We start from the raw sequence: 14,563 nt of genomic DNA on the forward strand, positions 1-14,563 counted from the left end.
TGACATGCCCACGTCGGTCCTTAAGTCGGTCCTTGCCGGCCTCATTCTCGCCGCGGCGGTCGTCATGCCCGCGCTAGGCGATGGACTTAAGGACGAGATCGCACCGACCGGCAAGCTGCGGGTCGCGATCGCGATCAGCCTGGCTGGCGGCGCGTTCTGGTCCACCAAGACCGGAGACGGCTATGCCGGCGTGCCGGTCGATCTCGGCAGGGAGATGGCCGGGCAACTCGGCGTGCCCGTTGAATATGTCGTGTATCAGAATTCAGGGCAGATCACTGACGCGGCATCGAACGGCAACTGGGACGTCACCTGGTTGCCCAAAGATCCTGAGCGCGAGAGCAGGATGATGTTCGGCCCGATCTACGAGGTCGCGGACGCCACCTACATCGTCAAATCAGGCTCGAACGTCACCAATTTCGCCACGCTCGATCAGGTGGGCATCAAGGTCGCGGCCGTGAACGCCACGACCACGATGCGCGGCGCGGCCGCGCATCTGAAGAATGCGAAGGTCACGGGCTATCAGACCTATGACGAGATCTTCGGCCTCCTCAGCAGCGGCCAGATCGATGCGTTTGCGCTGTCGCGCGACCAGCTCAACAAGATGGCGCAGAAGATCCCGGGCACGCGCGTGCTCGACGAGACCTTCAAGAAGACCGTCACGGCGGTCGCTGTGCCGCTCGGCCACCCCCAAGCGCTGACCTTCGTCACCAAATTCATGAACGAGGCGGTGACGAATGGCACCTTGCGCAAGGCCTATGACAGCAATGGCCTGAAGGACGCGCCGATCCGCACCGAATAGGATGGCGGCGCAGGATGACTGCGCCGCGCTCCGGCCCTACGGCTCCGCGGTGCGGATGCCCGCGGGGCTCACTTGCATCTTGAGCGTGGATGTCTTGTTCAGCGCGTTGCCATCGAACGAGAAGGCGATCAGCTCGTTTTCGACCATGCACTGGGCCACGACATATTTGGAGTCCTTGGACCACACCATGCCCTGGCACCAATGGCCGATCTTCGCTTCCGTCACCGGCGTAAGGTCAGTGCCCGAAATCTTGTAGACCTTGAGCAGGCCGAAATCGTTGAAGAACGGCGACGCCGACGGCTTGTTCGAACCGTTCATGACGGTCACGGCCACGTAGTTGCCGTCCGGGGACATCTTCACGGCTTCCGGCGTCTGCCCGACGGTGACTGTCGTGACGACGCGGATCGGTTTCGCCGTCATGTCGATCAGGCTGATCGAGTCGTTGTCGCCGCTGCTGGCGCCGACATTGCCGACGATGGCGGCGGCGCTGCCGGTGAGATCGATGTCGTAGGGGCGGATGCCCGCGGAGAGATCGCGCTTGGCGTACTCGACCTTGCTCCCGTCCACAGTCAGAAGCGAGATCTTGCTGTCTCCGTCGCGCGTGACCAGCGCGGTCGCGCCGTCATGGGAAAAGACCGCGTGGCTGGGGCCTGATTTGGCGTCGCCGAGCTGGATCTTGCCGACGGGCGCAAGCGTGCCCCCGCTGATGGTGAAGACCGAGACCGTTCCTTCGCTGCGGTTCGCAACCAGCGCCAGCGTGCCCGCGCGGTTGATCGAAACGCCGGCAGCGCCCGCGCCGGCTTGCAAGGTCGCCAGTACTTTGGGCGGCGTGGATTTCAGGTCGATGACCGAAAGCTTGTCGTCGGGCACCGTCTTGGTCGGATCCGCGGGATCGAGCTTCATCGCGCCGGTGACGAGGGCGAACGCGCCATCCGGCGCAATTGCCACGCTGGGCGGCGGTCCGACGACGCTGGCCGGGGCGGGCACCTCGCCTAGAAGTTTCAAGGCACCGTCGGTGAAGTCGATGACGCTCACCGTGTCCGGCAGTGGTTGCTTGCGCACCACGGCGCTGCCGTTCTCGAGCACCATCTTGCCGTCATTGGCCGTGACGACGATCTCGGCGTGCGCGGCGAAATTGGCGAGGCCCGCCAGGGATGTTGAGATCAAAGCACATGCGGCACGGCGCGTGCGCTTGCGAAGAGCGGCTGTCATATGTCCCCCCGAGATTTGTTCTTGTCCGGAGAAGCTAAATGCACCGGGCGCAGGACGCAATGACCAGGTGGCGAGCGTTTGCCTTTGAAGACGCCGACGGACGGCTACAAGGCGGGAGCTAGCCTCTCAGTCGCGTGCCACGCGGCGAGGCCCCTCAGCGTGGCTTGATCTCCGCGTATTTCGCCATCGCCTTCTCGAACTTCCGCTTGAACAGCCACATCGCGCCAAGGATTTCCCGGAAGCTTGCCGAGGTGCGCGCCCGGTCGGCCTGTCCGAATGCGAAGATGCTGTTGTTGCGCAGGTGCTTCATGATCGTCGGACTGGACACCCTGTAGTTCAGGAGATCGCCGGACTTGAGCGCCGCCCGCGTCGGCGTGGGAACGATCTGGATCAGCTCGAACAGCTTCATTTGGTCGATCGGGTCGGGCAGCGTCTTCACGATTCCTGGGATCTCCCGGAAAATATCCGCATGCGCGTTCATCAGGCCGTCGCGCACGTTGGTCCAGTGATTGAAGCGATGATCGGTGCCGCGGGCCCGCGCCTCCTCCTTGTCGTCGCGCGCGCTCAACCCGGGATCGGCGGCCGCGATCTCGCCCTTGATGGCGTCCCATTTCCTATGGCCGTTGCGGTCCTCGGACGGGCCGGTCTGGAAGCTGCCCATATAGGTGTTCGAGCGCCCGTTGCGGACGTTCTGCTTGCCGTTGGTCTCGGCGAAGAACAGCCCCAGACTGATCCGGCCCGCGGCTTCGGCGTGGTCAGGCGCCAACCCCTTGGCGCGTGCGATCGCGACCGCGAGATCCACCACGTCCTTGAACGGTGTCGCCGAGTTCTGCGCGCCGGCCGGCGGCGCTTCCATGATCTCGAACAGCTTTGAGTATTCGTCCACCAGCGGTTCGATGTCGGCATCGAAATAGGCCGGCGGGATCTCGAACTTGTTGGGCCTGCCGGTCCGCGACGGCATGACGTCGGTGAGATCCTTGTAAGCACTGATCACGGCGACGCGTGCCAGATAGAGCGCCTGGCCCGGCAGGTTCGGCAGCGGCTGTTTGGCGTCGATCTGGCGGCGCCGCTCGGAGAGAATCGCTTTGAAATCGCCGAGCGCACGCTCGTAGGTCGCAACCGCCTCCGATTGCCTGGCCGTGAGCGTTTGCGCCAGGCTCGGGACGAAGGTCGCAAGGATCAGCCCAAGCGCCGTTATGACTGCGGCGGCGCGATGTCGTGCTCTCATGGCCGGTTCCCTGGGCCTGTCGATTCGATGGCCAAGGGGATCGTAAGCATCGGAGGCGAGGGCTGGCGAGCGGCAAATTCCACTCGGCCCGAATTCGCGGCCTCACGCCGCTTGGTAATCCGGCGCGGAGGCGAGAAATCGCGCATAGGCGTCCGCGTCCGGCGGCCGGAAGTGGCCCGCGAGCCCGCCGCGCTTCTGCTCCTTGGCGCCGATGTCGGCCATCAGCTCGTCGAAGTGACGGTAGTGATAGGGCGCGACGCAGAGGCCGCCATAGACGCCCGCAGCCGGCCGTTCGACCCGCTTGAAGTGCAGCATCATCTCGATGTTGTCGCGCATCTGTTGCGCGGTCGGCTGGCGTGCGAGCTGTCCGTCGGCGTAACGGACCAGCCAGTTGGCGGCGAGGTCGGCGCAGAGCACGGTGCAGAACGAGGAGTTGAAACCGACGAAACCGAGCTCCGGCAGGTCGGGATTGGCGATCAGGCGATAGAGCCGGTACTGCCCATCCGCATCGACCAGCTTTGCCTGGTACGCGGCGGGCAGGAATGGCACGCCGAGCTTGTAGCCGATCGCGAGCACCGCGACATCGGCCGCCACGCGCTCGCCGCCGCTCATCACGATGGTGTCACCGTCGTAATGATCGAAGCTGCCGAACACGGCCTTGATGCGGCCGTCGGCCACCATCGGATGGAAGCCGGGTGTTGCGATCGGCACCGAGCAGTTGACTCCGTCCTCGATCCGCTCCTTCGGCACCATGTTGCATTGCTTCAGCTTGAGCTGCGCCTTCAACAGGCTTTCCAGCCCGCGCCAGTTTGCCCAGACGAACGGTGCTGCGATGCGATGCGCAAGGCGCGACATCGCGCCGATGCCCCAGCCCGGAAACATCTCCTCCTGCGCACGGATGTAGAGGATGCGCTTGAAGTTCACGAGACCGCCGATGAAATAAGGAATGCGCCAGACCGGCTCGCGCATCACGATCGTCACCTCACGCGCGCCCGCTTTCACGGCGTTCACCGCGATGTCGGTTGCCGATTTCGATCCGCCGAGCACGACGACGCGCCGTCCTTTCACCACTTGAGGATCGTTGTATTTCGATGAATGCAGGATCTGCCCGCCCTGTGCTAGAAAGCCGTCTTCGCCGGGGCAGTGCAGCTCCCGCGGCTCGTTGAACTGTCCGGTGCAGACCGCGACGAAGTCGAAATCCTCAGCTGTGCTGGCGCCGCTCTTGTCCGAGAGCGCGAGCGTCCAGCCTGGTCTGCCGTCGGCGCGTCGCGCCATGCCCGACACGCTGGTGTTGAAACGCAGCATACGGTCGAGGCCAAAAATTCGTGCGTAGTCGGCGAGGTAGGCGTGGACTTGCGATCCGGTCGGCCATTCCGGATAGGCTTCGGGCATGGCGCGGTCGGTGTAGCGGTAGAGCTCCTTCGGGCTCTGGGTCTGCACCTCCGGATAGGAGCGCGCCGGCTCCCAGACGCCGCCGAGATCGGCGCTGCGTTCAATGATGGTGACCCGGTGACCGCGGGTCGAGAACGCCTTTGCGGCGGCAAGGCCGGAGACGCCGGCGCCGATCACGCAGACATGCTTTGGGTTGACCATGGGATTGCTCGCGAGCTCGAATGTTCTGGGCACAGCAGGCCGCGTTCGGCCGCGCTGCGCGGCCGCTGGACCTGCGACGAAACAGAAATGGGAGTGGGGCGGCCGCCTAGTCGTTGGCTTCAGGCGGCAGGAAGTCGACCTCGTGCAGGGCCGAGATGCGCACGACCTCGGCGGGGTCGGCCAGATTGTGGAGCTGGTTGAACAGCGCCTCCAGCTTCTGCATCGGCGAGACCCAGAACAGCGCGCGGGCCGGCTTGTCGGACTTGTTGAAATAGCCGTGCGGGATGCCGCGCGGCAGGCGCACGAGATCGCCGGCGTTGGCCTTGACCCATTTGCCGTCGAGCTTGAGGTCGAGCGTGCCCTCCTGCACCAGGATGAATTCGTCCTGGGTCGGATGGATGTGCACTGGCACGAACTGGCCCGGCTCGCTGTTGGTCTCGAAGGCAAAGGTGGAATCGGTGACGGCCTTGGGAAAATAGACCTGGCCCAGAATATTCCAGGTCTTGCCGCCATAGCCCGTGCCGTTCGCGGTAATGCCCTTCTCGAGTGCAGTCATGGCTCGCCTCCATCGTGGATCCCGACGAGGGTGGAGCTTCGGTCAGGCGCGGGCTGCTGTCTATCCGCTAAACGAATCCGGACACGTCCTGTGCCGTGCGGCACGACGTTTTTGCGACAGGGCTCTTTCCGGGGACGGGGAACTATTATAGGTTTAAAATATTCCGTGATGCCAAGCGTGGTCGGCGATGTCCGCAGCCGAGCTGGAAATGAGCACGCCTCGATCCGCGGCCGAAAGGCTCGCGGCTTTCGCCCGCGTCACCACCGACGACGCCGACGAGGCGGCCGAGCAGGTCGGGCGCATCTTCTGCCCGCATGATCTGACGCCGATGCGGAGGTCGGGCTTCTCGGCCAGGCACAATTGTGCCGCCTTCGACGGCTTTTCCATCAACTATGTCGCCTATGGCGGATCCGTCACCATCGATCCCGGCTGCCTCGACCGCTTCTTCCTGGTGCAGATCCCGCTCGCCGGCACGGCCCGTATCCGCGCAGGTACCCGCGAACTCGACACAGCGCCGGAACGGACGGCGTCGCTGTTGTCGCCGACCATCCCGACCCGGATGATCTGGACCGAGTCGGCGCAAGCGATCCTGCTGCTCGACCGCCGCATGGTTGAGCAGCGCGCAGCGGCATTGTCGGGCAGGGCGACCCGCGCGGTCGAGTTCGACCCTACGCTCGACCTGAACGCGCCGGCCGCGCGCGGCCTCGCGGCGAAGCTCGTCGAGCTGATGATGCTCGCCGAAGGTCTCGGACCGTCCGGCAGGCTTTCACCGGTCGCGACCGCGGGCTGGCGCGAGGCGCTGCTTCATTACCTCCTCGACGGCCAGCGGCACGGCCTGTCCGACGCGATCAGAACGTTCTCGGGCCAGGGCGAGCGTCTGCCGCGCGCGCTGCACACTGCGCGGGACTGCCTCGCGGCGAATGCCTGCGACCCGCTCGACCTTGCGCACCTCGCCTGTGAGTCCGGGATCGGCATCCGCGCGCTACAGCTCGGTTTCCGCCGTCATTTCGGCGTGTCGATCTCGCAGATGCTGCTCGACATGCGCCTCGCCAATCTCCACACCCGGCTCACGCAAGCCGAGCTGGACACTTCGATCACCGAGATCGCCTTCGATCTCGGCTTCACCCATCTCGGCCGCATGGCCGGCGCCTATCGCGAAAAATTCGGCGAGACGCCGTCAGCGACGCTGCGGCGGAAGATGAGCTGATGCGCCGGCGGCTTCCCGATGTCGGTTGGGGAGCGCGCGGCGCGAAGATGCGGCATCATTTGAACATCGTCGCCTGAGTAACATCGCCCCAGCAATAACTGATCGTCGCAGTCTTTTAGCCTGTCGTTGATTGACCATTCAACCATGCCACCCGCGTTGGAATTCGCAGCGGATGGCCTAGGTCTTCCGCGACCTTGTCGCGCCATCGCGTTCAGCCGCCTGCCTGCGCAGAAAGCCTTCGAGATCGGCCTGCACGGAATAGGGCGTCGGGATCGGATCGCCCGCGTCGTCGACAGCGGTGTCGAGAGAGCGGCGCAGCATGCGCGCGAGCTCGGCCTTGCGGTAGGGCTTTGTCAGAAGCGGTGCGCCCTTGGTGGCGCGCCCCTGCGCATGCGGGGCGTCGTAGGCATAGCCCGACGTGAAGAGCACCCGCAGCGAGGGGCGCGATGCCACCATCTCGTCGGCGAGCTCTCGTCCGTTCAAGCTGCCGGCCATCACGATGTCGGTGAAAAGCAGGTCGAAGGGCGTGCCTTCGGCCGCGATGGCCAGTGCCTCGGCTGCATTGGCGGCCGGGATGACCTTGTAGCCGAGGCTTTCGAGCTGAACCGTGACGTACTGGCGGACGTCGCGGTCGTCCTCGACACAAAGAATGGTTTCCGTCCCGCCCACGACCTTGCGCTCGTCATAGCCGGTGGGGCGAAGCGTGCTCGCCTCCGCCTTCGGCAGATAGATCGTGAAAGTCGTGCCGCGTCCTTCTTCGGAAGCGACCTTGATTCCGCCACCGGACTGCTTGATGAATCCGAACACCATGCTGAGCCCGAGCCCGGTGCCCTTCCCGACGTCCTTGGTCGAGAAGAAGGGATCGAAGATCCGCTCCAGAATGGCCGGCGGAATGCCAGTTCCGGTATCGCCTATCTCGATCTCGACATAGTCGCCGGCATAGCCGGCCCCGACCGCCACGGCCTCGCGGACGCCGAACACGACGTTGCGCGTCGTCAACGTCAGTCTGCCGCCGTCCAGCATCGCGTCGCGGGCGTTGATCGCGAGGTTGAGAAGCGCCGAGCTCAATTGGCCGCGATCGACGAGGGCGAGCCAAATGTTGCCGTCGAGCCGGGTCACGATCTCGATCTTCTTGTCGAAGGTTGCCAGCAGCAGCTTTGCGAGCTCTTCGAGCAGCTCGTTGATGTCGCTCTCGGCCGGCTTGAGCGCCTGCTTGCGGGCAAAGGACAACAGGCTCGACGTCAGCGCGGCGCCGCGATCGGCGGCGTCGCTGATCAGCTTGGTGATGGTCGCGAGCGGCGGATTATCCTTCACGGCGTCGGCGAGGATCTCGATCGTGCCCGTGATCACGGTGAGCATGTTGTTGAATTCGTGCGCAATGCCGCCGGTGAGCTGACCGATCGCCTCCATCTTCTGGGCCTGGATCAGCTGCTCCTCGGCGGCGCGCTTCTGGGTGACATCCTTGACGAAATTGTTGATGAGGGTGCGCCCCCCGATGTGGAGCGCCGTGCTGGAGGCCTCGATCAGGATCTCGTCGCCGTCCCGGTGCAGCAGGGTCGCTTCGAACCGGATGCCGATCGGCGTATCCGACAATTCCGGCAGCAGCCGCATCATGCGTTGCCTGAAGCCGTCGCGCAGCGGCTCGGCGATGAGGAGATTGACGACGTCCGTGCCGAGCGCCTCCTTGCGCGTCCATCCCGTCAGGGCCTCGGCCTGAAGGCTCCATTCCAGCACGATGCCGTTCTGGTCGGTCTGAACGAAGGCATCGAGCGCGGTCTTGATGACCGCTTGCGTCATCTGTGCGCTGGCTCGCGCCTGCTCGGTCAGTAGCGCGGCGGCGCGTTTTTCCTGCGCCGTTTCGATCGCGCGCGTGCACAGACGAGCGATCAGGACCGCAATGGCGCCGCTTGCGAGCATGGCGACGATCTGGGCAATGCCGAACCCGGTTCCGGTCGCGGCATAGGAGACGAGGAGAGCCGCCGCGGTCACGATGACCTGCGCGGCCATCGCGAGTGTCAGAAGCCGCCTGAGTTTCATGGTCTCACACCAACGCGTCAGTGGCAGACCCTCGTGTCCGCCCTGTCAATGACCGGCTCCACGTGAGCTACAGATGTGAGCTACAGATTCCGCGCGGCAGCGTCGAGGGGCAATTTGCGGTGGTGCCGGGCTGGCGGCGCTTTCAACCTGCCGGCGAATCGGTCTGGCGCAGCGTCGTCACCCAGATCACGCGGGCCGTCTGCTGGGTCGGGTTGTCGAACATGTGCGGCACGATGCTCGGAAAGCGAAAGCTGTCGCCGGCGTCGAGCAGATGGGCCTGGTTGTCGAGCCACAGCCGCAGGCTGCCTGAGAGGATGTAGCCCGCCTTCTCGCCGGTGTGCTGCAGGAAGTCGGTGCCGGACGAGGCGCCGGGATTGAGCGTGAGCTCGTAGAGTTCGAGCTGGCCCTTGTCTGCCGGCGTCAGCGCTTCCTTGACGACGCCGCTGGCGGTGAGCCGCAGCAGGCGCCGGCTGTTCTTGCGGACGATGTAGCGCTGCACGTCGCCGGGATCGGTGGTCTCGAAGAAATAGGAGATGGGAACGTCGAGCGCGATGCTGAGCAGGCGCAACGTGCGTATCGACGGCATGGCACGCGCGCGTTCGAGCTGGCTGATCATGCCGTTAGAGAGGCCGGTCTTATTGGCGACGTCCTGGATCGACAGGCCCGCACGCTGCCGCAGCAGCCGCACGGTCTCGCCCAGGCGCTGGTCGACGGCATCGTCGGCCTCGGTCGCCGGGGCATCCTTCGGATCGTTGATCTCGCCGCGACCATCCATGTCGCTCTCCCGTGCATCATCTCAACCCCGGACAACGACGGTCCGGAGCTTCAGTCGGAGTGAAAAGGTCGCGCATTCTAGCAATATGATTGACAGCTGTATTTAGTCGTGATGAACTTTTGATAGAAAAATTTAGAAGCACTAAAGCCCACTCCTGTCCCTTTGCCGGGGTCTCGGGGCGCGGGAGACGGTGCCGCGTGCGACAACGGAGAGTGGTCATGGCGGACGACACCGGGAAGTTCGGCGTTGGGGCACTGCATCTCGGCAATCCGAATCGCCGTCAGATCTTTCAGCTCGGGGCGGGCGCCGCGGCGGGATGGACGCTATCGGGCAACGCATTTGCGCAGACAGAACGCCCGACCAATCCGCCGGACAAGCCGCGCGGGCAGGTGATCGCGGCGCTGTCGCAGGAGCCGACGGTCTTTCATCCCCTGATGCCGGGCATCGAAGTCGATCAGGGCATCTGGTGGCAGGTGTTCTCGCCGCTCTGGTTCATCGATCCCGACGGCAAGTTCGTTCCCGACCTCGCCCGCGAAGTCCCGACGGTCGAGAATGGCGGCCTCTCGGCCGACGGCCTGACCTGGAAGATCAAGCTCCGCAGCGACGTGAAATGGCACGACGGCACGCCGTTCACGGCCGAGGACGTGAAGTTCTCGCTTGAGCTGATCAACAACCCCGATTTTCGCGCGCGCAGCCGCGTCGGCCATAGTCTCGTCAAGGACATCAAGATCGTCGCGCCCGACGAGATTCACTGGCGCATGGAAGCTCCCTATTCGCCCTATATGTCGATCTTGGGATCGCTGACCTTCATCGTGCCCAAGCACATCCTGGAGAAGGTGACCGATCCGAACGCCTCGCCGTTCCACAATGCGCCTGTCGGCACCGGACCGTTCCGCTGGGGCGAGCGCGTGCCGGGCGACCACATTCAGTTGAATGCCCATACCGGCTATCACGCCAAGGGACCCTACGTTGAGCGCGTGGTGTTCAAATACATTCCAGACCTGACCGTGCTCTACACCCAGTTCCGCACCGGCCAGGTCGATTACACCGGCCTGCAAGGCATTCTGCCGAACTTCGTGCAGGAAGCGAAGACGCTGAAGGGCCGCAAGATCTTCGTCTCATCCACGTCGTCGGTGGAGCACATCGCGCCCAATCTGGAGTTCGGCGCGTTGGCGGACCGCACGGTGCGCGAGGCGCTGTATCTCGCGATCAACAAGCAGGCGATCATCGACGCGCTGAACTACGGCTTGCCGACGCAGACCGAAAGCTTCGTGCCGCAACAGGCCTGGTCGTTCCAGCAGGGACTGCCGCAGCACAAATACGATCCGGCCAAGGCCAACACGCTGCTCGATGCGGCCGGTTGGGTCCGCGGCGCCGGCGGCGTGCGCGAGAAAGGCGGCGTCAAGCTCGAATTCACCAATTCAACGACGTCGGGCAATGCGGTGCGTGAGCAGACCCAGCAGCTGCTGATCCAGGACTGGCGCGCGATCGGTGCCGCGATGCGCGTCAACAACATGCCGGCCGCCGTGATCTGGGGCGACTTCTGGCAGCAATCGAAATTCAATTCGGTGATCGTGGGAGTGAATTTCATGCTCGGCAGCGACCCCGACGTGACGCCCCGCTTCGGCTCCGGCGCCATTCCTGCCAAAGGTGGCCGCGGCTACAACACCTATCAGTATCGCAACCCGGAGGCGGATCGGCTTCTCGCCGAAGGTGCCAAGCAGTTCGATCTGGCGCAGCGCAAGACGACCTATGGCGCTCTGCAAAAGCTCATCCGCGACGACCTCGCGATCCTGCCGCTGTTCCAGGGCTTCATCGCCGAAGGTGTGAAGGAAGGGCTGCAAGGCTTCCGTCCCAACATCAACATGTCGATCAACTGCTGGAACATTCGCGAATGGTATTGGGCCTGATGGTTCAGGCGCGCGAGATCGCCTGAGATGGCCCGTTACGTCGCCAATCGCCTGGCGCAGGCGATCATGCTGCTGGTGATCGTGTCCGCGATCGGCTTCGCCATCCTGCATCTGGCGCCCGGCGGTCCGCTCTCGCAATTCGCGGCGTCCGCGCAGATGACGCAGGAGGATCTCGACCGCGTCACGCGGCAGCTCGGCCTCGATCGTTCGCTGCCGATCCAGTATCTCGATTGGTTCGGCCGGATGCTGAGGGGCGATTGGGGCCGCTCGTATCGTGACGGCGAGGCGGTGCTGGCGGTGATCTCGTCGCATCTCGGCGCCACGCTGGAACTGATGGCGACTGCGACCATCATCGCGGTGCTGCTCGGCTGCTGGATTGGCGTGCTCGGTGCGCTGCGCCGCTATTCGCTGTTCGATTCGCTCGCAACCGTCGGCGCCATGATCGCATTGTCGATCCCGACCTTCTGGTTCGGCCTCGTCACCATCTATGTGTTCTCGGTGAAGCTCGGCTGGCTGCCGGCCGGCAACCGGCAGACCGTCGGCGATGGCTCCCTGCTCGATCTGCTCCATCATCTCATTGCGCCGGCGCTGGTGCTGGCGCTGGTGGAGACCGCGATGTGGGGCCGCTTCATGCGCTCCTCGATGCTCGAAGTCATCAACCAGGACTACATTCGCACCGCGCGCGCCAAGGGCATGCCGGAATGGCGAATCCTTACGGTTCACGCCTTGCGTAACGCGCTGCTGCCGATGATCACGGTGGGCGGCCTTCAGTTTCCGACGCTGCTCGGTGGTGCGCTGGTCGCTGAAACCGTGTTCACCTGGCCCGGCATGGGCCGGCTGTTCCTCGATTCCATCGGATATCGCGACTATCCCGTGGTGATGGGCATTCTGATGTTCTCGGCGATCATGGTGCTGATCGGGTCGCTGCTGGCCGACATCCTCTATGCGGTCGTCGATCCGCGCATCCGGGTGGGCTAGGGATGACGACCGTAGACTTGTCCAGCGCTCAACCCGCACCCGGCCAGGCCGCGTGGCGGCGATTTCGTCGGCACCGGCTTGCACTTGCAGGCGCGGTGATCATTCTCGTCCTTGTTCTCGGTTCGGCATTCGGCCCGTACCTCCTGCCGTTCGACGACACCTACATCGATATCATGAAGCGGTTCGCACCGCCGCTGTCGGGCGCGCACATCCTCGGCACCGACGAACTCGGCCGCGACGTGCTGGCGCGGCTGATGATGGGCGCGCGCGTCTCGCTGTCGATCGGCTTCGTCGCGATGGTGATGGCGATGGCGGTGGGCATCGTCGTCGGGGCCTTCGCCGGCTTCTATGGCGGCGTGGTCGGCGCGGTGCTGATGCGGCTCGTCGATGCCATGCTCTGCTTTCCGACCATCTTCCTGCTGCTTGCGCTCGCGGCGCTCATCGAGCCCGGCTTCATCACCACCACCGTGCTGATCGCGGCAACCGCCTGGATGTGGGTGGCCCGCGTCGTCGAGGCCCAGGTGCGCTCGCTGCGGGAGCGCGAGTTTGCGGTTGCTGCACTCGCGTTCGGCTCGTCGAATCTGCGGATCATGTTCCGCGAGCTCGTACCCAATGCGATCGCGCCGATCGTGGTGGCGGCGACGCTGAACGTGGCCAAGGCCATTCTGCTCGAATCCTATCTCAGCTATCTCGGTTACGGCATCCAACCGCCGGCCGCGAGCCTCGGCAACATGCTCAATAACGCGCAGATCTATCTCACCAGCGCGCCCTGGCTCGCGATTGCACCGGGCCTCGCCATCACGCTTGCGGTGACGAGCTTCAACTTCCTCGGCGACGGCCTGCGCGACGCGCTCGATCCGCGGATGAACATCCCATGATCTGCAAACTAGCGACGAGCCGAGCTGTCTCGATCGAACTGAATATCTGGAGTTTCCCATGTCCCCGCCGCTCACCCGCATAAACAGTGACGAGCGCCTGCCAGCGCAGGTGGATGTCGTCGTCATCGGCGGCGGCGTCATTGGCGTCTCCGCGGCCTATCATCTCGCAAAGAAGGGCCTCTCCGTCGCCTTGGTCGAGAAGGGCCATGTCGGCGGCGAGCAGTCGAGCCGCAATTGGGGCTGGTGCCGCCAGCAGGGCCGCGCGCGTGAGGAGATCCCGCTGGCCCGCGAGGCGCTGCGGCTGTGGGAAGACATGCAAAACGATGCCGGCGTCGATGCCGGCTTCCGCCGTACCGGCGTGCTGTTCCTGACCAAGAGCAAGGACGAGCTCGCCAGCTGGGAGCGATGGGCCGCAACGGCGCGCGAGATGCAGGTTCACTCGACCGTGCTGACGCCGGCGGAGGTCGCCGAGCGCCTGCCCGGCAATGCCGAGACATGGGTTGGCGGATTGCACACGCCGAGCGACGGGCGCGCCGAGCCCTCAATGGCCGTGCCGGCGCTTGCGACCGCCGCGCGAAAGCACGGCGTCACGATTCATCAGGGCTGCGCCGCGCGTGGGTTGGAGACGCAAGGTGGACGGGTGAGCGCCGTCGTCACCGAGAAGGGCACCGTTCGCACGCAATCGGTGCTGCTGTCCGGCGGCGCCTGGTCGTCGCTATTCTGCCGTCGCCACGGCATCGAGCTGCCGATCGGCCTCGTCAATGCGACCGCGTGCCGGACCACGCCGGGGCCGGAGATCACCTCCGGTGCGCTCGGCACCGATTTCTATTGCATCCGCCGCCGCCTCGACGGCGGCTTTACCCTGGCGCTACGCAACCGCGGCACGGTCGAACTGTCGCCTGATCTGTTCCGGTACGCGCGAACTTTCTGGCCGACCTATCTGCATCGCAAGAACGGGTTGAAACTGTCGTTCGGCAAATCCTTCTTCGACCAGCTCATGCGCGGCACGAACTGGAGCTTGGACAAGCCGTCGCCATTCGAGACCGAGCGGGTGCGCGATCCCGCGCCTGACATGTCGCTGGTCAATGCCGCGCTGGCTTCGCTGATCAAGTCGAACCCTGAATTGAAGGACATCGAGATCGCGGAAGCCTGGGGCGGGACGATCGACTGCACGCCGGATACCATTCCGGTCATCTCGCCGGTCGATGCCATGCCTGGCTTCTTCCTTGCCACCGGCTTCTCCGGCCACGGCTTTGGCATCGGTCCTGCGGCCGGCAAGCTCGCGGCGGACATCGTGACGGGCGCGACGCCGCTGGTCGATCCCGCGGCCTACAGCCACAAGCGCCTGATCGACGGCCGCCGGCTCGCGCCGGTCAGCCCGTTCTGAGAG

At 64.7% G+C, this 14,563-nt stretch carries 12 protein-coding genes; 6 read left to right on the forward strand and 6 right to left on the reverse strand.

Annotated elements, in window-relative coordinates:
- Positions 1-4 precede the first annotated feature (4 nt).
- Positions 5-799 carry an ABC transporter substrate-binding protein gene (locus tag AC0L3B_RS08520; RefSeq protein WP_018454093.1) on the forward strand — a complete coding sequence of 265 codons (795 nt, stop codon included), beginning with the start codon at positions 5-7 and terminating at the stop codon, positions 797-799.
- A gap of 36 nt (positions 800-835) precedes the next feature.
- On the opposite strand, the gene AC0L3B_RS08525 is transcribed toward AC0L3B_RS08520, so the two are convergent.
- The 4 genes from AC0L3B_RS08525 to AC0L3B_RS08540 form a co-directional block, all read right to left on the reverse strand.
- Entirely contained in the window at positions 836-2,011 is a 1,176-nt protein-coding gene (locus AC0L3B_RS08525; protein ID WP_317245845.1) for a YncE family protein, read from the reverse strand.
- A 154-nt stretch (positions 2,012-2,165) separates the two neighbouring features.
- A complete protein-coding gene (locus AC0L3B_RS08530) occupies positions 2,166-3,239 on the reverse strand; it encodes a hypothetical protein (protein WP_085385345.1) in 1,074 nt (357 codons plus the stop codon).
- Positions 3,240-3,341: 102 nt separating this feature from the next.
- Positions 3,342-4,832, reverse strand: coding sequence for a flavin-containing monooxygenase (locus AC0L3B_RS08535; RefSeq protein WP_085351881.1), 1,491 nt, complete (start codon positions 4,830-4,832; stop codon positions 3,342-3,344).
- 106 nt (positions 4,833-4,938) lie between these two features.
- Positions 4,939-5,388 (reverse strand): cupin domain-containing protein, encoded by a 450-nt coding sequence (locus AC0L3B_RS08540; protein ID WP_018454097.1) that lies wholly within the window; start codon positions 5,386-5,388, stop codon positions 4,939-4,941.
- A gap of 187 nt (positions 5,389-5,575) precedes the next feature.
- On the opposite strand from AC0L3B_RS08540, the gene AC0L3B_RS08545 reads away from it, so the two are divergent.
- Positions 5,576-6,595 carry an AraC family transcriptional regulator gene (locus tag AC0L3B_RS08545; protein ID WP_317245846.1) on the forward strand — a complete coding sequence of 340 codons (1,020 nt, stop codon included), beginning with the start codon at positions 5,576-5,578 and terminating at the stop codon, positions 6,593-6,595.
- A gap of 177 nt (positions 6,596-6,772) precedes the next feature.
- Here the strand turns inward: AC0L3B_RS08545 and AC0L3B_RS08550 are convergent, their stop codons facing one another.
- Together AC0L3B_RS08550 and AC0L3B_RS08555 are read right to left on the reverse strand one after the other, a co-directional pair.
- Entirely contained in the window at positions 6,773-8,632 is a 1,860-nt protein-coding gene (locus AC0L3B_RS08550) for an ATP-binding protein (protein WP_473380289.1), read from the reverse strand.
- 142 nt (positions 8,633-8,774) lie between these two features.
- Entirely contained in the window at positions 8,775-9,407 is a 633-nt protein-coding gene (locus tag AC0L3B_RS08555) for a cupin domain-containing protein (protein ID WP_085385349.1), read from the reverse strand.
- Positions 9,408-9,625: 218 nt separating this feature from the next.
- On the opposite strand from AC0L3B_RS08555, the gene AC0L3B_RS08560 reads away from it, so the two are divergent.
- The 4 genes from AC0L3B_RS08560 to AC0L3B_RS08575 are packed head-to-tail and all read left to right on the forward strand — an operon-like array spanning position 9,626 to position 14,560.
- On the forward strand, positions 9,626-11,317 hold the full coding sequence (locus tag AC0L3B_RS08560; RefSeq protein WP_085351879.1) for a peptide ABC transporter substrate-binding protein: 1,692 nt from the start codon (positions 9,626-9,628) through the stop codon (positions 11,315-11,317).
- A 27-nt stretch (positions 11,318-11,344) separates the two neighbouring features.
- Complete coding sequence (locus AC0L3B_RS08565; RefSeq protein WP_018454102.1) at positions 11,345-12,295, forward strand: ABC transporter permease; 951 nt, start codon at positions 11,345-11,347, stop codon at positions 12,293-12,295.
- Positions 12,296-12,297: 2 nt separating this feature from the next.
- Positions 12,298-13,173 carry an ABC transporter permease gene (locus AC0L3B_RS08570; protein WP_085361475.1) on the forward strand — a complete coding sequence of 292 codons (876 nt, stop codon included), beginning with the start codon at positions 12,298-12,300 and terminating at the stop codon, positions 13,171-13,173.
- Positions 13,174-13,231: 58 nt separating this feature from the next.
- A complete protein-coding gene (locus AC0L3B_RS08575) occupies positions 13,232-14,560 on the forward strand; it encodes an NAD(P)/FAD-dependent oxidoreductase (protein WP_247294987.1) in 1,329 nt (442 codons plus the stop codon).
- Positions 14,561-14,563: the final 3 nt, after the last annotated feature.

It is taken from the genome of Bradyrhizobium sp. Kon56 (assembly GCF_055807635.1).